17 protein-coding genes are annotated in these 18,380 nt (G+C 64.6%); 11 read left to right on the top strand and 6 right to left on the bottom strand.

What is annotated here, in order from left to right:
- The first annotated feature begins 97 nt into the window (after positions 1–97).
- Positions 98–1,423, top strand: a complete 1,326-nt coding sequence (locus tag PKA57_RS13160; RefSeq protein WP_324301285.1) for an MFS transporter — start codon at positions 98–100, stop codon at positions 1,421–1,423.
- 95 nt (positions 1,424–1,518) lie between these two features.
- On the opposite strand, the gene secA is transcribed toward PKA57_RS13160, so the two are convergent.
- Positions 1,519–4,239 carry a preprotein translocase subunit SecA gene (gene secA, locus PKA57_RS13155; protein WP_324301283.1) on the bottom strand — a complete coding sequence of 907 codons (2,721 nt, stop codon included), beginning with the start codon at positions 4,237–4,239 and terminating at the stop codon, positions 1,519–1,521.
- 324 nt (positions 4,240–4,563) lie between these two features.
- On the opposite strand from secA, the gene PKA57_RS13150 reads away from it, so the two are divergent.
- The 4 genes from PKA57_RS13150 to PKA57_RS13135 all read left to right on the top strand — a co-directional run bounded on the left by PKA57_RS13150 (position 4,564) and on the right by PKA57_RS13135 (position 7,600).
- Positions 4,564–5,451 (top strand): peptidylprolyl isomerase, encoded by an 888-nt coding sequence (locus tag PKA57_RS13150; protein WP_324301281.1) that lies wholly within the window; start codon positions 4,564–4,566, stop codon positions 5,449–5,451.
- Between the two features lie 30 nt (positions 5,452–5,481).
- Positions 5,482–6,846 (top strand): bifunctional glutamate N-acetyltransferase/amino-acid acetyltransferase ArgJ, encoded by a 1,365-nt coding sequence (gene argJ / locus PKA57_RS13145; RefSeq protein WP_324301279.1) that lies wholly within the window; start codon positions 5,482–5,484, stop codon positions 6,844–6,846.
- 135 nt (positions 6,847–6,981) lie between these two features.
- A complete protein-coding gene (gene mutT, locus PKA57_RS13140) occupies positions 6,982–7,374 on the top strand; it encodes an 8-oxo-dGTP diphosphatase MutT (protein WP_324301287.1) in 393 nt (130 codons plus the stop codon).
- Positions 7,375–7,420: 46 nt separating this feature from the next.
- Entirely contained in the window at positions 7,421–7,600 is a 180-nt protein-coding gene (locus tag PKA57_RS13135; protein WP_324301277.1) for a Flp family type IVb pilin, read from the top strand.
- A gap of 4 nt (positions 7,601–7,604) precedes the next feature.
- Here the strand turns inward: PKA57_RS13135 and PKA57_RS13130 are convergent, their stop codons facing one another.
- Entirely contained in the window at positions 7,605–8,510 is a 906-nt protein-coding gene (locus PKA57_RS13130) for a methyltransferase domain-containing protein (protein ID WP_324301276.1), read from the bottom strand.
- A gap of 78 nt (positions 8,511–8,588) precedes the next feature.
- Between PKA57_RS13130 and PKA57_RS13125 the strand changes: the two genes are divergently transcribed.
- Genes PKA57_RS13125 through PKA57_RS13110 form a run of 4 tightly spaced genes read left to right on the top strand, consistent with a single transcriptional unit; the run spans position 8,589 to position 10,954 of the window.
- On the top strand, positions 8,589–9,374 hold the full coding sequence (locus PKA57_RS13125) for a ComF family protein (RefSeq protein ID WP_324301274.1): 786 nt from the start codon (positions 8,589–8,591) through the stop codon (positions 9,372–9,374).
- A gap of 31 nt (positions 9,375–9,405) precedes the next feature.
- Positions 9,406–9,663 (top strand): glutaredoxin 3, encoded by a 258-nt coding sequence (gene grxC / locus PKA57_RS13120; RefSeq protein ID WP_324301272.1) that lies wholly within the window; start codon positions 9,406–9,408, stop codon positions 9,661–9,663.
- A gap of 5 nt (positions 9,664–9,668) precedes the next feature.
- Entirely contained in the window at positions 9,669–10,535 is an 867-nt protein-coding gene (locus PKA57_RS13115; RefSeq protein WP_324301270.1) for a carbon-nitrogen hydrolase family protein, read from the top strand.
- Positions 10,532–10,954 (top strand): DUF1178 family protein, encoded by a 423-nt coding sequence (locus PKA57_RS13110; protein WP_324301268.1) that lies wholly within the window; start codon positions 10,532–10,534, stop codon positions 10,952–10,954. Before PKA57_RS13115 ends, PKA57_RS13110 begins: the two co-directional genes overlap by 4 nt.
- Positions 10,955–10,977: 23 nt before the next feature.
- Here the strand turns inward: PKA57_RS13110 and PKA57_RS13105 are convergent, their stop codons facing one another.
- The 4 genes from PKA57_RS13105 to ubiG form a co-directional block, all read right to left on the bottom strand.
- Positions 10,978–12,387, bottom strand: a complete 1,410-nt coding sequence (locus PKA57_RS13105) for a D-arabinono-1,4-lactone oxidase (RefSeq protein WP_324301266.1) — start codon at positions 12,385–12,387, stop codon at positions 10,978–10,980.
- Between the two features lie 12 nt (positions 12,388–12,399).
- On the bottom strand, positions 12,400–12,750 hold the full coding sequence (locus tag PKA57_RS13100; protein ID WP_324301264.1) for a c-type cytochrome: 351 nt from the start codon (positions 12,748–12,750) through the stop codon (positions 12,400–12,402).
- Between the two features lie 65 nt (positions 12,751–12,815).
- The gene (locus tag PKA57_RS13095) at positions 12,816–13,478 is read right to left on the bottom strand and encodes a TetR/AcrR family transcriptional regulator (protein WP_324301262.1); all 663 of its coding nucleotides are present in this window, start codon (positions 13,476–13,478) and stop codon (positions 12,816–12,818) included.
- Positions 13,479–13,483: 5 nt separating this feature from the next.
- Positions 13,484–14,293, bottom strand: a complete 810-nt coding sequence (gene ubiG, locus PKA57_RS13090; protein ID WP_324301260.1) for a bifunctional 2-polyprenyl-6-hydroxyphenol methylase/3-demethylubiquinol 3-O-methyltransferase UbiG — start codon at positions 14,291–14,293, stop codon at positions 13,484–13,486.
- A gap of 282 nt (positions 14,294–14,575) precedes the next feature.
- On the opposite strand from ubiG, the gene PKA57_RS13085 reads away from it, so the two are divergent.
- Both PKA57_RS13085 and ptsP read left to right on the top strand, forming a co-directional pair.
- Complete coding sequence (locus PKA57_RS13085; RefSeq protein WP_324301258.1) at positions 14,576–15,832, top strand: aspartate kinase; 1,257 nt, start codon at positions 14,576–14,578, stop codon at positions 15,830–15,832.
- 123 nt (positions 15,833–15,955) lie between these two features.
- A complete protein-coding gene (gene ptsP, locus PKA57_RS13080; protein ID WP_324301256.1) occupies positions 15,956–18,226 on the top strand; it encodes a phosphoenolpyruvate--protein phosphotransferase in 2,271 nt (756 codons plus the stop codon).
- Positions 18,227–18,380 lie beyond the last annotated feature (154 nt).

Below are 18,380 nucleotides of genomic sequence, written 5' to 3'. Positions count from 1 at the left end.
GGCTCCCGCCGCCGCAATCACGCATCGAGATTGCCCCGCGGGCGTTGCGTCACTAAGCTCGAACAAAACAATATTTCGAACGAAGCGGGAGAGGACGTTGGCACAAGAGATTGCGGAGGAGGCGCGCCCGGCGGCCGGCTCGCCGGCGGGCGAGGAAAAGCGCGCACGGTTTCAGCGCCATTACGCGCTCATCATTCTGACGCTGGCCTATACGTCGAGCCATATCGACCGCGGCATCGTCAACATCGTGCTGCAGCCTCTGAAGAACGAGTTTCAGGTCAGCGATACATGGCTCGGCCTGCTTTCGGGCCTCGCCTTCGCGCTCTTCTATGCGACGCTCGGCATTCCGATCGCGATGTGGGCGGACAGGGGCAACCGGCGCAACATCATCGCGCTCGCGGTCACCGTGTGGAGCGCCATGACGGCGGCCTGCGGCCTTGCCACGAATTTCACGCATCTGCTGATGGCGCGCATCGGCGTCGGCATCGGCGAAGCGGGATCGAGCCCGCCCTCCCATTCCATGATCGCGGACCTCTATCCCAAGGAGCAGCGCTCCATGGCGATGGCGATCTATGCGATCGGCGTCTATGCGGGGGCCATGCTCGGGCTCGTGGTCGGCGGCTATGTCGTGCATCACTATGGCTGGCGCATGACGTTCTATGTCGTCGGCCTGCCGGGGCTACTCATCGCGCTCCTGGTGCGCTTCACCATCAGCGAACCCGTTCGCGGCAATTCCGATGGGCTCGCGCATAATGCGGCGCTCAAATCGAACATCTTTCAGGTCGCCCGGCATCTCTGGACCACGAAGTCGGCCCGCCACATCACGATCGGGCTGACGCTCGTTTCCTTCGTGGGTTATGGCGGGCTCATCTTCGGCCCGTCATTCTTCATGCGAAGCCTCGGCATGAACCTTCAGGAGGTGGGCCTCATCTTCGGCATCATCGCCGGTTTCGTCGGCGGCTTCGGCGCGCTGACGGGCGGCTTTCTCGCCGACCGGCTGTCGAGGCGGGATGCGCGGTGGAATGCCTGGGTGATCGCGGTCGCCAAGATTCTCGGCATGCCGCTCTTCATCATCTTCTACACATCCTCCAACCTCGCGCTGATGATCCCGATCTATATCGTGTCGTCGATCCTCGGCGCCTTCTATCTCGGGCCGAGCTTCGCCATGATCCAGAGCCTGACGCCGCTGCACATGCGCGCGCTCGCCTCGGCGGTCATGCTCTTCGTGCTGAATTTCATCGCGCTCGGCTTCGGGCCGCTGACGGTCGGCATCGTCAGCGACTTCCTGCATCCCTATTTCGGTGAGGAAAGCCTGCGCTGGGCGCTCTTCGGCACGTCGTTCATCGGGGTATGGGCCGCCGTTCACTATTACTGGGCGGGCAAGACCTACAAGGACGACCTGAAGAAGCTCGAAACGGCGTAACGCGCCGCCGCAAATGGAAACGCCCCGGCCTTCATGGGCCGGGGCGGCAGGACTTCCGAAATGGACGGTCAGGCGGCGCCCGCAACCTCGCGCTTCTAGACGAGCGCGCCGTGGCAGTGCTTGAACTTCTTGCCCGAGCCGCAGGGGCAGGGGGCGTTGCGCGAAACCTTGCCCCAGGTCGACGGATCGCGGGGATCGAGGGCCACGCCCGGATCGTTTCGCACCGGGCGGTGGGAAGCAGGGTCCGCGCCGACGAGTTCGTCCTCGCCCGTCAGCGGGTCGAGATGGTGGGCGCGCATTTCCGGCAGCGGCGTCTCTTCGATGCGCGGTGCCTCGGTCACGAATTGCGCACTCATGAGCTGGCGCGTCACATCCTCGCGAAGCCGCACGAGCAGGCTCTCGAATAGTTCGAAGGCTTCCGACTTGTATTCGTTGAGCGGGTCGCGCTGGGCATAGCCTCGCAGGCCGACCGCCTGACGCAGGAAGTCGAGCATCATCAGATGCTCGCGCCAGTGATGGTCGAGCGTCTGGAGCAGCACGGCCTTTTCGACCTGGCGCATGAGTTCGGGGCCAGCCTGCGCCACCTTGGCGGCCATGGTGCGGTCGGCTTCCGCCTTCAGGCGCTCGCGGATTTCCTCATCCGCAATGCCTTCCTCCGCGGCCCAGCTCTCGATCGGGAGCTGAAGATCGAGAAGCCGCTCGACATCTTCCCTGAGGCCGACGGCGTCCCATTGTTCCGCATAGGCCTTCTGGGGGATGTGCTGGCTGACGAGCGCGTCGATGACCTGATGACGCATGTCGCTGACGGTCTCGCTCACATCGGCCGTCTGCATCAGCTCGACGCGCTGCTCGAAAATCACGCGCCGCTGGTCGTTCATGACGTTGTCGTATTTGAGCAGGTTCTTGCGGATGTCGAAGTTGCGCGCCTCGACCTTCTGCTGAGCCTTCTCCAGCGCCCTGTTGATCCAGGGATGGATGATCGCCTCGCCTTCCTTGAGGCCGAGCTTCTGGAGCACGCCGTCCATGCGGTCGGTGCCGAAGATCCGCATCAGGTCGTCTTCGAGCGAAAGGAAGAATTTGGAGCGGCCGGGATCGCCCTGGCGTCCCGAACGGCCGCGCAACTGGTTGTCGATGCGGCGGCTCTCATGGCGTTCGGTGCCGATGATGTAAAGACCGCCCGCGGCCAGCGCCAGTTCCTTCTTCGCCGCTATGTCCGCCCTGATCTCCTCGATCTTGCGGGCGCGCAGGGCCTCGTCCTCGATGCCTGCCGTTTCATCGGCGACGCGCATTTCCAGATTGCCGCCGAGCTGGATGTCGGTGCCGCGGCCGGCCATGTTGGTCGCGATGGTGATGGCGCCGGGAACGCCCGCCTGCGCGACGATATAGGCTTCCTGCTCGTGGTAGCGCGCGTTGAGCACGTTGTGCTTGATCTTCTTCTTCTTCATGAAGTCGGAGAGGACTTCCGACTTTTCGATCGAGACGGTACCGACGAGCACGGGCTGGCCGCGCTTCACGCAGTCTTCGACCTCCATGACGATGGCGTTGTATTTCTCGTGCGCCGTCCGGTAGACCTCGTCATCCTCGTCGATGCGGGCCACGGGCTTGTTGGTCGGCACCTCGACGACCTCGAGGCCGTAAATGTCGAGGAATTCGTCCGCTTCCGTCATGGCCGTGCCGGTCATGCCGGCCAGCTTCTTGTACATGCGGAAGTAGTTCTGGAAGGTGATCGAGGCGAGCGTCTGGTTCTCGGGCTGGATCTGGACGCGCTCCTTGGCTTCCAGCGCCTGATGAAGCCCGTCGGAATAGCGCCGGCCTTCCATCATGCGGCCGGTGAACTCGTCGATGATGATGACCTTGTCGCCCTTGACGATGTAGTCGCGATCCTTCTGGAAGAGCTTGTGCGCCTTCAGTGCGTTCTGCACGTGATGAACGATCGTGATGTTCTCGATGTCGTAGAGCGAGCCTTCCTTCAGCACACCATGCTCGCGCAGCAGCGTCTCGACCTTTTCGTTGCCGTCCTCGGTGAGGCTCACCGTGCGCTGCTTCTCGTCGAGCTCGTAGTCGTTCTCCTCGATGTGCGGGATCACATCATCGACGCCGAGGTAAAGCTCGGAGCGGTCGTCGAGCGGGCCGGAAATGATGAGCGGCGTTCGCGCCTCGTCCACGAGGATCGAGTCGACTTCGTCGACGATGGCGAAGTAATGCGGGCGCTGAACCATCGCCGACACCTGATACTTCATGTTGTCGCGCAGATAGTCGAAGCCGAGTTCGTTGTTCGTGGCGTAGGTGATGTCCGCCGAATAGGCTTCGCGGCGTTCGTTGTCGTCGAGGCCATGCAGGATGACGCCGGTGGTGAGCCCGAGAAAGCCATAGACCTGGCTCATCCAGTCGGCGTCGCGCTTGGCGAGATAGTCGTTCACGGTGACGACATGGACGCCCTTGCCGGGGAGCGCGTTCAGATAGGTGGCGAGCGTGGCGACGAGGGTCTTGCCTTCGCCGGTCTTCATTTCGGCGATCTTGCCGTCATGGAGCACCATGCCGCCGATGAGCTGGACGTCGTAATGGCGCTGGCCGAGCGTGCGCTTGGCCGCTTCGCGGACCACGGCGAAGGCTTCGGGCAGGAGATCGTCGAGCGCGGCGCCCTGAGCGAGGCGCGCGCGGAATTCGCCGGTCTTGGCCTTCAGCGCGTCATCGCTGAGCGCCGAGATTTCCGGTTCGAGCGCATTGATCGCCTGGACCCGCGCCTTGAACGTCTTGAGCTTCCGGTCGTTGGAGCTGCCAAAAAGACGCTTGGCGAAGGCACCGAAGCTTGCCATCAGGTCACTTCCCTATTGCGAAGCCTGCCCCCGGCACGGCCGGGTGCGGCCGCGCGACTGAAATCCGCGAAATTCCGCCGAAAAGACTGTGGAGATGTAAGGGGGAGGCCAAGTCTTGTCAATGTGAGGGGCCCTGCCGGACCCTGCGGGGCCCATGCGAAACGCCTGAATATTTCTTAATCGACGGGTGCTTGTGCGCGGGGCGCGGCGTCGTCATCATGGCGCCCGCCATGCCTTGCGGGCGCTCTCCCTGCCAAAGACAGCGATCCGCCCGCAATAGCCATGACGCCATCGCAGGCTTCAGCCGCTTCACAGGAAACGAACATGCGCCGGTCCTCTCTTCTTGCTTCCGTCTGCCTTCTCGCCCTGGGGCTTGGGGGCGGCTTCCTCGCCGCCGGCGCCATTCCTGCCGTCGCCGCCGATCCCGCCAATGACAAGGCCGCTGCCGACGAGGTCGTCGCCAAGGTCAACGGAACGGCGATCAGCCTTTCCGACATTTCGCTCGCCGACGAGGAAATGGGTCAGGCGCTGGCCCGTCTGCCGGAGGAGGTTCACTTCCAGTATCTGCTCGGAATGCTGATCGACCGGCGCATCATCGCGCTCGAGGCGAAGGCAAAGAAGATGGACGACGATCCGATGGTGAAGCGGCGCGCGGCCTATTATGACGAAAAGGCACTCCGGGACGTCTATTGGGTCCAGATGATGCGCGACAAGGTCAGCGAGAAGGCGGTCAAGGCCTATTACGACGAGCATATCGCCAAGGCCGAGCCCGAACTGGAAGTTCATGCGCGGCACATTCTCGTCGCGTCCAGGGATGAGGCGCAGAAGGCCATCGCAGCGATCAAGGGCGGCCAGAAATTCGAGGATGTGGCGAAGAGCATGTCCAAGGATTCAAGCTCGCAGGAGGGCGGCGATCTCGGCTGGTTCAAGAAGGGCGACATGGTGCCGGAATTTGCCGATGCGGCCTTCAAGCTGAAGGCCGGGCAGGTTTCGGACCCCGTTCAGACCAAATTCGGCTGGCACGTCATCAAGGTGGTCGAGACGCGCAGGGCGAAGAAGCCGACCTTCGAGGAGGCGCATGACGACATCATGCGCGGCATCGCGCGCGAGCAGGGCACGAAGGTCATGGAGGATCTGCGCAAGAAGGCGAAGATCGAGATCGTCGGCGCCGAGGGGCAGCGGCCGCAAGTCGCGCCGAAGCCGGCACAGTAGTCGGGCGCGGCAAGCGGGCGGGAGAGCGGCATGGCAAGGACGACGAAGACGAAGCCGAAAGCGCAGGCGAAAGCGGCAAAGCCCAAGGCTGTGGCAAAGCCGAAGAAGCCTGCCGTGAAGCAGGCAGCCAAGGCGAAGGCGGGCGCAAAGAAGGCGGAACACAAGGTCTCGCCGCTCGCGCCGAAGCGCTATCAGAAACTGCCGCCCATTGCAGGTGTCACGCTGGGTACGGCCGCGGCAGGCATCAAATACAAGGGCCGGGACGATGTTCTCGTCATCCGCCTGCCGGAAGGAACGGCTGCGGCGGGCGTCTTCACCACGTCGAAGACGGCGTCAGCGCCCGTCGAGTGGTGCAGGGCGAGCATCGCGCATGGCGGCAAGGGCCGCGTCGTCGTCGTCAATTCGGGCAATTCCAATGCCTTCACGGGCAAGGCGGGCGAGGCGACCGTCGCCGCGACGGCGAGGGCTGCCGCCGCCGCCGCCGGTTGCGATGAACATGAGGTCTATATCGCCTCGACCGGCGTCATCGGCCAGTTGCTTCCGCCGGAGCCCGTGATCGCTGGCCTCGAGGCGGGGCTCAAGGCGGCCGCGCCCGACCAGTGGGACAAGGCCGCCCGCGCCATCATGACGACCGACACCTATCGCAAGCTCGCCACGCGCGAGGCGCGGATCGGCGGCAGGACGGTGACGATCAACGGCATCGCCAAGGGTTCGGGCATGATCGCGCCCGATCTTGCGACGATGCTCGTTTTCATCGTCACCGACGCGGCCATTCCGGCACAGGTGCTCCAGACGCTGCTTCTCCTCGGCACGCAGGACAGTTTCAACGCCATTACCGTCGACAGCGATACATCGACGAGCGACACGGTGTTGCTCTTCGCGACCGGCAAGCCGCGCAAGGGCGAGGCCCCCTTCACCAGCGCCGATGATCCGCGGCTCAAGGATTTCCGCCGCAAGCTCGATGAGCTGATGCTCGATCTTGCCCATCAGGTCGTTCGGGACGGCGAGGGCGCGAGCAAGTTCATCCGTATTTCCGTTTCCGGGGCCGAGACCTATCACGCCGCGCGCAGCATCGGCATGGCGATCGCCAATTCCCCGCTCGTCAAGACAGCGATCGCGGGCGAGGATGCCAATTGGGGCCGCATCGTCATGGCGGTCGGCAAGTCCGGCGAGGCCGCCGATCGCGACAGGCTGGCGATCCGCATGGGCGGAATAGATGTGGCGAAGAACGGCGTCGCGGTTCCCGGATATGATGAAGCGCCGGTCGCGCGGCACATGAAGGGCGAGGACATCGACATCGAGGTCGATGTGGGCGTCGGCCATGCGAGCGCGACGGTGTGGACCTGCGATCTCACCTACGATTATATCCGCATCAACGCCGATTATCGCAGCTAGGAGCCGGATCGCTAAAATTCGGACGAGTTGCGAAAGGCGTCTTTAACCATGGGCAACATTCAGCCCACGAATCATTAACGAAATGATGTGAGCATGTCGAACGAGTCAGGCAGGATACCTGAGCAGTCCTTGCGGATGGTTCTTGTCTCCGCCTGTGCGCTTGTCGATGCGGATGGCCGCGTCCTGATGGCCAAAAGGCCGGAGGGAAAGCCGCTCGCGGGATTGTGGGAGTTTCCGGGAGGCAAGGTGGAGGCGGGCGAGACGCCCGAGGACACGCTGATCCGGGAGCTTCGAGAGGAACTGGGTATCGAGGTTGCGAAGGCATGTCTTGCGCCGCTCACTTTCGCAAGTCATGCGTATGCGGATTTTCATCTGCTGATGCCGCTCTATATCTGCCGTCGCTGGCAGGGAACGGTTCAGGCCCTTGAAGGGCAGGCACTCGAATGGGTGAAGCCCGCAAGGATGCGGGATTACCCGATGCCTCCGGCGGACGAGCCGCTGGTGGCGGTATTGCGCGATCTCCTGTGATGCCGGCGTCCCGGCTCGCGGGGCGCCAGAGGTTGAGGAGGCGTGCATGCGTCGGGGCAGCTTTTACAGCCGGCTTGGAATTTTCGCTTCGGACGAGCGTGGCGTGACCGCCGTCGAATACGGTCTCATGCTCGCGATCTTCTCGCTGGTCGTGACGACCGCGCTGTCGACGCTCGGAACGCATCTCGTCGGCATGTTCGAGAGAGTCGTCGAACTGATGAATTGAGGGGCTATTTGCCGGGCGGCGTCTTCGCACCCAGGGCGTCTGCAAGCCGCATCCTGGCGCTGCCGGGCCTCAGCGGTTTCTGCTGGCTCTCATGCGGACTCCAGCCAGTGATCGCCACGATTTCGAAGGTGGCGGGAATGCGTCCGTCCGGCAGGCCGAATTTCTCCTGATAGATGGCGGCGGCGCGCATCAGGGTCTCGCGCCTCAGTGGCGTGCGGCGGCGCTCGATCAGCGCGTTCGTTTCGCCCATACCGCGCAGCTCGGCCAGAAGCCTCCACATATTCTCATAGCGGACGGTGACACGGTCGGTGTCCGCTACGGGCAGCGCGAAGCCGGCGCGCTGGAGCAGCGAGCCCATGTCGCGCAGGTCGACGAAGGGCGAAACGCGGGGCGACAGGCCGCCCTCGCATTCGATCTCGGCTTCCTGAAGGGCCTGGCGCAATTCCGTCAGCGTGTCGCCGCCGAAGAGCGCCGCCATGAAGAGCCCGTCGGGCATAAGCGCGCGGCGGATCTGAATGAGCGTTCCGGGAAGATCGTTCACCCAGTGAAGCGAGAGCGCGCTTGTAACGAGGTTGAAGCTCCGCTCCCGGAAGGGAAGCCGTTCCTCGTCGGCAACGACACGGCGTCCCGGCGCGCGGGCGACCATGGCGGGAGAGAGGTCAGTGGCAATGATCTCGCCGATCTTGCCCGGCGGCAATTCGGCGAGCGCCAGCGCGCCCCGATGGCAGCCGAGGTCGAGCGCCAGCGGAAATTCGCGATTGATCACCACCAGCCGGTCGGTGAACTCCTCGATCACGCGGCGGACGAGGAAGTCATGTTCGCCAAATCGCGCGGCCGCGCGTTTCCTTCGCTGCGCGACAAGGGCGCGGTCGAAAACGAGCTGCGGTGCTGATGGAGGCTTGGCCGGCATGGCGCGCATCATGGTTCGCCATGGCCTCGCCTGCAAGCCCGACTTCCGCCGGGCGGCGGGGAAGGGTAGGTTTTCCGCATGGGGCCGGGGGAAATCATCGAAAGCGCGCAAGGCTGGGGGCGGACCGCAATCGGTTTCGCCGCGCGTCTGTGCGACCTCGCGCTGCCGCCGCTTTGCCTTTCCTGCGGGGCGGGGGTGGAGGCCCATGGCGTCCTTTGCGGGCCCTGCTGGCGTGCGATCGAATTCATCGAGGAGCCGCTTTGCCCGGTGAGCGGCGTTCCCTTTCCCTATGATCCGGGCGAGGGCATCGTCAGCGCGGCGGCGCTCGCCGCGCCGCCTCCCTATGCGTCGGCCCGTGCGGTCATGCGCTATAACGACCAGAGCGCGAGGCTCGTTCACCGCTTCAAATACGCGGACCGCATGGAGGCCGCCCCCGCGCTCGGCCGCTGGATGGCGCGGGCGGGAGCGGCGCTCCTTCAGGATGCCGATTTCATCGCGCCCGTGCCGCTCCATCGGGGGCGGCTCTTCCTGCGGCGTTTCAATCAGTCGGCGGAACTCGCGCGCCAGATCTCGCGCATTTCGGGTGTCAGGCTCCTGCCGGATCTCGTCGAGCGGGTGCGGGCGACGCGGCCGCAGGTCGGGCTTTCGGGCAGCGCCCGGCGCCGGAATGTCGCAGGCGCATTCCGGCTCAGGGAAGCCTATGGTGCGCTCGTCGCCGGCAGGACGATCGTCATCGTCGACGATGTGATGACCACGGGGGCGACGGTCGAGGCCTGCGCCCGGGCGCTCACGGCGGCGGGCGCGCGTGAGGTCAGGGCGCTCTGCCTTGCCCGGGTTGTTCCCGGAGATGGCGCAACTATATGATGCATATATTCATATTCAGGAGTGACCGCCCATGGCGGATGTGACGATCTACACGACCATGCTCTGCCCCTATTGCCACCGCGCCAAGGCGCTCCTTGGCAGCAAGGGCGTCGCCTTCAAGGAGATCGATGTGGGTATGGATGCGGACAAGCGCGACGAAATGACCAGACTGGCCGGCGGGCGTTACACCGTTCCGCAGATCTTCATCAACGGCACGCATGTGGGCGGCTGCGACGATCTCTATGCGCTCGAGCATCAGGGCAAGCTCGACCCGATGCTCGCCACCTGAAAGCCATGACACAAGGTTCCGACATGAGCTTCACGGCCGCCTGCGTGCAGTTGCGCGCAGGGCGGAATGTCGCCGCCAATATCGAGGCGGCGGAGGATCTCGTCCGGCAGGCGGCGGAAGCTGGTGCGACATTCGTCGCGACGCCGGAAAACACCTCGCTCATGGAAGCCGAGCGCGCGCTTCTCTTCGAGAAGGCGAAGCCCGAGGATCAGGACGAGGCGCTGCGGGCGCTTCGCGCCGTCGCACGCGAAAAGAAAATCTGGCTTCTCATCGGCTCGCTGCCGATCAGGGTTGCGGACGACAAGCTCGCCAATCGCTCGTTCCTCGTCTCGCCCGAAGGCCGGATCGCGGCGCGCTACGACAAGATCCATATGTTCGATGTCGATCTCGCCGGCGGCGAGAGCTATCGCGAGTCGCGCAATTTCGCGGCGGGCGAAAGCGCGGTCACGGCCGATCTGCCCTGGGGACGGCTCGGCCTCAGCATCTGTTACGATCTGCGTTTTCCACAACTCTATCGCGCGCTGGCGCATGAGGGCGCGCGGTTTCTCACCGTGCCTTCCGCCTTCACGCGCCAGACCGGCGAGGCGCATTGGCATGTGCTCCTGCGCGCGCGGGCGATCGAGAACGGCAGCTTCGTCTTCGCGCCAGCGCAGGGCGGGAGGCACGAGAATGGCCGCGAGACTTTCGGCCACAGCCTCATCGTCGCGCCATGGGGCGAGATCATCGCCGAGGCGGGAACCGAGCCCGGCATCGTCACCGCAATCGTGGATCCCGCGAAGATCGAGGAGGCGCGCGGCCGCGTGCCGAGCCTCAAGCATGACAGGAGTTTCGATCGGCCCGCGCCGGAGCGCGCGGCGAAGGAGGCGTCATGATCCGCTACGCCCTGCTGTGCAAGAAGGACCATGAATTCGACGGCTGGTTCCGCTCATCCTCGCTTTTCGACGAGCAGGTGAAGGCGGGCGAAGTCTCATGCCCGGTCTGCGGCAGCCGCGACATTCGCAAGGCGCTGATGGCGCCCAACATCGCCAAGGGCGGAAGCGAGAAGCGCGGGGAGAAGGCCGATGCGGCGCAGAAGTTCAGCGCGATGATGATGGCGCTCAGAAAGCACGTCGAGGAGAATTGCGACTATGTGGGCGATGCCTTCGCCGAGACGGCGCGCCGCATTCACTATGGCGAGGAGGAGGCCCGCGACATTTACGGCGAGGTGACGCAGGAGGATGCGCGCTCTCTCATCGAGGAGGGCGTCGATGTGGCGCCCTTGCCGGTCGTTCCGCCGCGACAGGCGAATTGAGCGTTGTGTGAGCCGGAGAGGGCTCACGCCACGGCGAACACGCTTTTGAGATAGGGATTGAGGAAGCGTCCCTCGGGGTCGAGTTCGGCGCGAACTTCGAGAAATTCCTTCCACTTCGGATAGAGCGCGGCGAAATCCCCGGCCTTGAGCGTGTTGAGCTTGCCCCAGTGCGGGCGGCCCTCATGCCTGCGATAGATGGGCTCTATCGCGGCGAAATAGGGCTTGTAGTCCCATTCGTGAAACTGGTGGACGGCGATGGAGCAGCTTTCGCGGCCGTAGAAAGGGCTCAGCCAGATATCGTCGGGTGCGGTGGTGCGGAACTCGATCGGAAAGAAGACCTTGATGCCGTTCTTCTCGATCGTGTCGATGATCTCGCGCAGCGCTTCCGCTCCGGCTTCGCGCGGCAGGTGATATTCCATTTCATTGAAGCGCACGCCGCGTTCGGTCGAAAGCGTCTTGTGCGAATAGTCGACGCGCTCTTCGGGTTCCATGCCGGACAGGATCTTGCGGATCGTCCAGCGCCGGAGCGAGGGCGACCAGCCGAGCCAGTCTTCGAGCATCTTGAGTTGGCGCAGGCCGTCATCGTCCTCATTGACGGGCGTCGGCGTTTCCGGCTCGTCGGTTTCATTGTTCGAGATGCCGAGAGCCATGCCGGAATAGGGGATGTAGTAGAACTCGAAATTGCGGTTCTTCGCGGCAAGCTCGGGCAGACTCTCCAGCATCTCCTCGACGGGCGCGACCCATGTGCGCCGCTTGAGCTTGTAGAGGGGCCGCGCTTCGAGCCGGACTTCGGTGAGGATGCCGAGCGCGCCAAGCGAGACGCGCGCGGCGTTGAAGATTTCGGGCCGCGTCCGGGCATCGCATGCGATCGTCTCACCCGACGCGGTGACGAGGGTGAGGCCGGTCACGAAGCTCGAAAGCGAGCCGATCTTCGCGCCCGTTCCATGTGTCGCGGTGGCGATGGCGCCGGCGAGCGACTGCTTGTTGATGTCGGGCATGTTGGCGAGCGCGAGGCCGCGCGCGGCGAGTTCCTCGGCCATGCGGGCAAGCCGCGTTCCGGCGCGGATGGTCGCCTCGTGCCTCGCCGTGTCATGCGTGATGACGCCCGAGAGGCGGTCGAGCGTCAGCAGCGTTCCTTGCGTCGGCACGAGGCCCGAAAAGGAATGTCCGGCGCCGACGGCGCGGATCGGCGCGGGCGCCGTCTTCAGCAGATCGGCAAGCTCGGCCTCATCGGCAGGGGCCGCGCGCCTCGCCGGTTCGCAGGACTGTCCGCCCGACCAGTTGCGCCAGGGAAGCGGCGTTGCGGCGGGCTTCGGCGATGCGGGCGCCGTTTCGGCGAAGGCGGATTGAACAATGGCCGGGATCGTGCCCGTTGCCGCAAGCGCGCTTGCGGCGGTCGCGAATTTGAGGAGGTTGCGGCGGGAGGTTTCCATGGGCGCTCCGTTTCAGTCCTGCTCGGGAGGGGGCCCGGCCATGAAGCCGATCAGCGTGGAAAGATCTTCGGCCGTGCATTCGATGCACTGGCCGAGCGGCGGCATGCCGCCGAAACCATTGATGGCGTGATCGAGCAGAACCGCGTCGCCCTGGGCGAGGCGTGGCTTCCACGCGGCCATGTCATGGGTCTGGGGTGCGCCGGTTTCGGCGTTGTCGTGGCAGGCCGCGCAGGTGCGGCCATAAATCTCGGTGAGGCGCGCGTCGAGCGCGACGGGCTCCATGCGCGATTTCTTTTCGTCGCAGCCCTGCAGCGCGAGCAATGCAAGCGCGAGGACGGCGATCGTTCCTGGTTTCAGGCGCATGAACTTGGTCCCGCTTTCAGTCGGCGGGTGAGAATGCGCCCGGCTTACAGATGCGTCAATAAAAATTAGTCATGACTATCTTTTTGGTCGAGCCCGCTCAGCCAGTTTCGCCAATAGGCGCGGACGAAGGCTGCCGTCTCGCCCGTGACGGTCGCCGCATCGACCTCGTCTTCCTCCAGGATCATCTCTATCGCGGCGTAGGAAAGCTCGACCGAGAGCCGGACGCGCGGCCAGATTTCCGCGCGCGGCACGCCCGGCAGGCGGGGGGCGACCTGATCGGTGATGAGGTCGCTGACGAGCCGGTGCGAGGAGACGCGCACCTCCTGAAGCGGTGGCACGGCCCGCAGCGCCAGCGTGATGGCGAGTGCGGCGGGCTCGGCCCGCGTCACCTCGACGGTGCGTTCGAGGAGAAAGGAAATGTCCTCGATAAGGGCGTCGGGCTCCGTCCGGTTGCTCGAACGGGCGAGCCATTCCTCGATGACCGCGTTCTGGCGCGTCATCAGCCGGTCGCCCAGCGCCATCAGCACGGCATATTTGTTCGGGAAGTAACGATAGAGCGCCGGCACCTTGATGCCGGCTTCGGCGGCGATCAGATTCGTCGAGATGCGCTCGACGCCGATGTCCACGAGAAGGCGAGCGGCGACGCCGAGGATGCGCTCATAGGTTTCGACGGCGCGTTTCTGGCGCGGCGCACGCTTGATCGCGAGGTCGACCGGAGCGCGCCCCATCGCGCTCAGCCCTGACCGGCCTTGACGGCGAGCGCCATGTAATTGACGCCCATATCGCGCGTGAGCGACCAGCGGTCGGAAATCGGATTGTAGGCGACGCCCGTCATTTCCGGGATGGAAAGGCCGGCGCCCTCCAGGCTCTGCCGCAATTCGCCGGGCGTGACGAATTTCGACCAGTCATGCGTGCCGCGCGGCAGCCAGCCGAGAACGTATTCGGCGCCGATCACGGCAAGGCCCAGCGCCTTGAAGGTGCGGTTGAGGGTCGCCACGATCATCAGGCCGCCGGGTCGGAGCATCGCGGCGCAGGCGCGGATGAAGGCGTCCCGGTCGGCGACATGCTCGATCACTTCCATGTTGAGAATGAGGTCGAACGTCTCGCCCGCCTCCGCAAGCGCCTCGGCCGTGGTGCAGCGATAGTCGATGGCAAGACCCTGCTCGGCCGCGTGGACGGAGGCGGTGGCGATGTTCCTTTCCCCGGCATCGGCTCCCAGAACCTGCGCGCCGAGGCGGCACATGGGCTCAGACAGAAGGCCGCCACCGCAGCCTATGTCGAGGAGGCGGAGGCCCATGAAGGGCCGGGCGTTTGCCCCGTCGAGGCCGAAGTGGCGCACGGCGCTCTCCCGGATATAGGAGAGCCTGACCGGATTGAACTTGTGCAGCGGGCGGAACTTGCCCGTCGGGTCCCACCATTCGGCCGCCAGGGCCGAAAAGCGGGCGACCTCTTCGGGGTCGACCGTGCTGACGCCGGCTACGGGTACGGACCCACCTTCGAGTGCTGACCCGCCTTCGAGTGCTGACTTTGCGGCCATGCTCATATCGGAAGCTCTTTCTTTCGCAGGTGCGTCAAAGCGGTCGGGCCATCATCCTTCACCCCCGGTTGCGGCACCAGTGCCATCCGAGTATGTATGGGCCCGCGCGCCGGAGGGTGGGCCGATCGGTCCGGTCCCGGCTGGCAGGAAAACTTGGCCCGGTTCGGTATCAGGTCCATCCCACTCGCGACATGATATAGGGCGCCCCCATGGCTCAGGTCCAGCGGGGCAGACGAAACGGGTGTGCGCGGGTTCGGTCATCCGGGCCCCTAACTGGGATTTGCTACTATGGCCAGACTGGTCATGAAGTTCGGCGGCACCTCGGTTGCGGATGTCGAGCGCATCCGCAATGTGGCGAGCCACGTCAAACGCGAGGTCGATGCGGGCAACGAGGTTGCGGTGGTCGTCTCGGCCATGGCCGGAACCACGAATCAGCTCGTTGCCTGGGCGCGCGAAACGGCCTCGGTGCACGACGCCCGCGAATACGACACGGTGGTGGCGACCGGCGAGCAGGTCACGGTGGGGCTGCTCGCGATCGAGTTGCAGCGTATCGGCGTCTCGGCGCGCTCATGGCTCGGCTGGCAGATTCCGATCCGTACCGACAATGCGCATGGCGCGGCGCGCATCACGGACGTAAATGGCGGTGCGCTCATCGAGCGCCTGTCCCAGGGGCAGGTCGCCGTCATTGCCGGCTTTCAGGGGCTCGCGCCCGACAACAGGATAACGACGCTCGGACGCGGCGGCTCGGACACGAGCGCGGTGGCGATCGCAGCGGCGATCAAGGCCGATCGCTGCGACATCTATACCGATGTCGATGGCGTTTATACGACGGACCCCCGCATCGTTGCGAAGGCCCGAAAGCTTGATAAGATCAGTTACGAGGAGATGCTGGAGATGGCGTCGCTCGGCGCCAAGGTTCTTCAGACCCGTTCCGTCGAGCTCGCCATGGTTCACCGTGTGCGCCTTCAGGTTCGCTCGAGCTTCGAGGCGCCCGACGCGCCGCAGTTGAGCGGTCCTGATGCAATCGTCCCTGGCACCCTTGTTTGCGACGAGGAAGAAATCGTGGAACAGCAGGTCGTAAGCGGTATCGCCTATTCGAAGGACGAGGCCAAGGTGACGCTCGTCAAGGTCGCAGACAAGCCGGGTGTCGCCGCCCGCGTCTTCGGTCCGCTCGCGGACAATTCGATCAATGTCGACATGATCATCCAGAACGTGTCCGAGGACGGCAAGAGCACCGACATCACGTTCACGGTTCCGCAGGCGGAGCTTGCGCGCGCGGAGGACGTCATCCGCAAGGCCCAGCCCGAGATCGGCTGCGATGAAATCCGGACAGACACGAATGTCGTGAAGGTGTCGATCATCGGCATCGGGATGCGAAGCCATGCGGGCGTCGCCAAGACGATGTTCGAGACGCTTGCCTCCAAGGGCATCAATATCCTTGCGATCACGACCTCCGAGATCAAGGTGAGCGTGCTCATCGCTTCGGAATATAGTGAGCTTGCCGTGCGGGCGCTCCACACGGCCTATGGGCTGGACGGCCAATAACGGAGACTGCGTGAACCTTCCGCTCCATGACATCCGCAGCATGCATATGGCGCTTCGGGCATCGATCCGGCGCGCCCATGCCTTCGCGCGTCCCGCGCGGCGCTGCAAAGGGGGCGAGAGCTGATGGCGGGCTCCGTCGGTGGTCCCCGCGTCTTGCTCCGCAGGCTGCGCGAGGCCATGGCGGAGCCGGAAAGCGCGCAGAAGCGGCTCGACAAGATCGTCGTTCTGATCGCGGCGAACATGGTGGCGGAGGTGTGCTCCGTCTACCTCATGCGGCCGACGCAGGAACTCGAACTCTTCGCGACCGAAGGTCTTAAGCCGAGCGCCGTCCACAAGACCCGGCTCAGGGTCGGGGAAGGTCTGGTCGGCGACATCGCGGCGCATGCGCGGCCCCTCAATCTTGCCGACGCCCAGTCGCATCCGGGTTTCGCCTACCGGCCGGAAACGGGCGAAGAAGTCTACAAATCGCTGATGGGCGTGCCGATCCTGCGTTCGGGGCGCGTCGTCGGCGTGCTCGTCGTGCAGAACCGGACGAAGCGCAACTACACCGAGGAAGAGGTGGAGGCGCTGCAGACGGTGGCGATGGTGCTCGCCGAGGTCGTGGCGGCGGGCGACCTCATCAATCTTCAGGAACTCGACGAGCCGACGCTGACGCGGCGGCGGCCCTATCACGTGCAGGGCGCCTCCTTTTCCGAAGGCATCGCGCTTGGCCACGCCGTCCTCCATGAGCCGCGCGTCCATGTGACGAAGCTCATCGCGGAAGACGTCGATCTCGAACTCAACCGCCTCGAGCAGGCCGTTTACGAGCTGCGTGGCTCGATCGACGACATGCTCGCGACCGAGGACCTCAGCCATGCGGGCGAACACCGCGAGGTCCTGCAGGCCTATCGCATGTTTGCGAACGATCGCGGCTGGCTCCAGCGCATGATCGAGGCGGTGCGGACGGGCCTCACGGCTGAGGCGGCGGTCGAGCGCGTGCAGAACGATACGCGCGCGCGGCTTCAGCGCGCGGCCGATCCTTACCTGCGCGAACGCCTGCACGATTTCGACGATCTCGCCAACCGGCTGCTGCGTCAGCTCACCGGCGTGAAACTGTCGTCCGCCAGTGGCAATCTGCCGAACGATGCGATCGTCATCGCGCGCAACATGGGCCCGGCGGAACTGCTCGATTACGACAAGGAGAGACTGCGCGGCCTCGTTCTGGAGGAAGGCGCGCAGAATGCACATGTGACGATTGTCGCCCGCGCGCTCGGCATCGCTACCGTCGGGCGCGCCGAAACGATCATCGATCATATCGATCAGGGCGATGCGATCATCGTCGATGGCGATATGGGGGACGTCTATGTGCGCCCCTCGCAGGACATCATTGATTCCTATTCGGAAAAGGCGCGCTTCCGGGCCCGCAAGCAGGCGCAGTATCAGGCCATCCGCCACGAGCCGGCGATCACGCTCGACGGGCAGAAGGTCGACCTCTTCCTCAATGCCGGGCTCCAGGTCGATCTGCGGCACCTGCACGAATCGGGTGCGGAAGGCATCGGCCTCTTCCGCACCGAGCTTCAGTTCATGGTGGCATCCAAGCTGCCGAGCCTCAAGGACCAGATCGAGCTTTATTCGGCCGTGCTCGACGCGGCGGGCGACAAGCCGACGGTCTTTCGCACGCTCGACATAGGCGGCGACAAGATGCTGCCTTATATGGACATGGCGGCGTTCAAGGAAGAGAACCCGGCGCTTGGCTGGCGCGCCATCCGCATCGGTCTCGACCGGCCGGCGCTGCTGCGCCATCAGCTTCGTGCCCTGCTGGCGGCGGCGGCCGGGCGTTCGCTGCGCATCATGTTTCCGATGGTGGCCGAGGTCGCCGAGTTCAAGCGTGCTCGCGGCCTTGTCGACAAGGAGCTGGCGCGGCTGGCGAAGTTCGGCAAGCAGGCGCCCGCGCATATCGAAATCGGAACCATGCTCGAGGTGCCCTCGCTCGTCTGGCAGCTCGATACGCTTCTGCCGCTGGTCGATTTCGTCAGCGTGGGGAGCAACGACCTCTTGCAGTTCCTCTTCGCGACCGACCGCGGCAATCCGCGCGTGGCCAATCGCTACGACCTGCTGAGCCCGGCCGTTCTGAGTTTCCTGCGCTTCATCGTGCTCAAGTGCCGCGCGCATGGCGTGCCGGTCACGCTTTGCGGCGAGATGTCGGGCAAGCCGCTCGAGGCCATGGCGTTGGTCGGTGTCGGATTCCGCCGGATTTCGATGTCTCCGGCGGCGATCGGTCCGGTCAAGATGATGGCGCGTTCGGTCAAGGCGCAGGATCTCGAAGCCTTCATGGAAGGGCTCTACGGTCTGCCCGACCCGACGGTGCGCGACAGGCTGCACCAGTTCGCCGAGGATCACGCCGTCGCGGTCTAGAACTCCGCAATCCGTCCACGGCGCGAATCTGGTTTATTTTGGTACTTATGGACCAATCGGCAGTTGCGGTCAGGCAGCGGTTTTGATTTATTCTACCTACTCGGACGCAGCCGCGGGGAAGCTCAGACCGGGTAAATATCGGGCGTATTCATCG

Source organism: Parvibaculum sp., from assembly GCF_035325945.1.
Taxonomy (GTDB): domain Bacteria; phylum Pseudomonadota; class Alphaproteobacteria; order Parvibaculales; family Parvibaculaceae; genus Parvibaculum.
Note: the sequence above shows the minus strand (reverse complement) of the source record. Positions and strands in the feature narration are given on the sequence as shown.

Bases quoted from the DNA above. Each gene is read 5' to 3' on its own strand.
- secA (WP_324301283.1), bottom strand. From the start codon at position 4,239: ATGGCAAGCTTCGGTGCCTTCGCCAAGCGTCTTTTTGGCAGCTCCAAC.
- PKA57_RS13150 (WP_324301281.1), top strand. From the start codon at position 4,564: ATGCGCCGGTCCTCTCTTCTTGCTTCCGTCTGCCTTCTCGCCCTGGGG.
- argJ (WP_324301279.1), top strand. From the start codon at position 5,482: ATGGCAAGGACGACGAAGACGAAGCCGAAAGCGCAGGCGAAAGCGGCA.
- mutT (WP_324301287.1), top strand. From the start codon at position 6,982: ATGGTTCTTGTCTCCGCCTGTGCGCTTGTCGATGCGGATGGCCGCGTC.
- PKA57_RS13135 (WP_324301277.1), top strand. From the start codon at position 7,421: ATGCGTCGGGGCAGCTTTTACAGCCGGCTTGGAATTTTCGCTTCGGAC.
- PKA57_RS13130 (WP_324301276.1), bottom strand. From the start codon at position 8,510: ATGCCGGCCAAGCCTCCATCAGCACCGCAGCTCGTTTTCGACCGCGCC.
- PKA57_RS13125 (WP_324301274.1), top strand. From the start codon at position 8,589: ATGGGGCCGGGGGAAATCATCGAAAGCGCGCAAGGCTGGGGGCGGACC.
- grxC (WP_324301272.1), top strand. From the start codon at position 9,406: ATGGCGGATGTGACGATCTACACGACCATGCTCTGCCCCTATTGCCAC.
- PKA57_RS13115 (WP_324301270.1), top strand. From the start codon at position 9,669: ATGACACAAGGTTCCGACATGAGCTTCACGGCCGCCTGCGTGCAGTTG.
- PKA57_RS13110 (WP_324301268.1), top strand. From the start codon at position 10,532: ATGATCCGCTACGCCCTGCTGTGCAAGAAGGACCATGAATTCGACGGC.
- PKA57_RS13105 (WP_324301266.1), bottom strand. From the start codon at position 12,387: ATGGAAACCTCCCGCCGCAACCTCCTCAAATTCGCGACCGCCGCAAGC.
- PKA57_RS13100 (WP_324301264.1), bottom strand. From the start codon at position 12,750: ATGCGCCTGAAACCAGGAACGATCGCCGTCCTCGCGCTTGCATTGCTC.
- PKA57_RS13095 (WP_324301262.1), bottom strand. From the start codon at position 13,478: ATGGGGCGCGCTCCGGTCGACCTCGCGATCAAGCGTGCGCCGCGCCAG.
- ubiG (WP_324301260.1), bottom strand. From the start codon at position 14,293: ATGAGCATGGCCGCAAAGTCAGCACTCGAAGGCGGGTCAGCACTCGAA.
- PKA57_RS13085 (WP_324301258.1), top strand. From the start codon at position 14,576: ATGGCCAGACTGGTCATGAAGTTCGGCGGCACCTCGGTTGCGGATGTC.
- ptsP (WP_324301256.1), top strand. From the start codon at position 15,956: ATGGCGGGCTCCGTCGGTGGTCCCCGCGTCTTGCTCCGCAGGCTGCGC.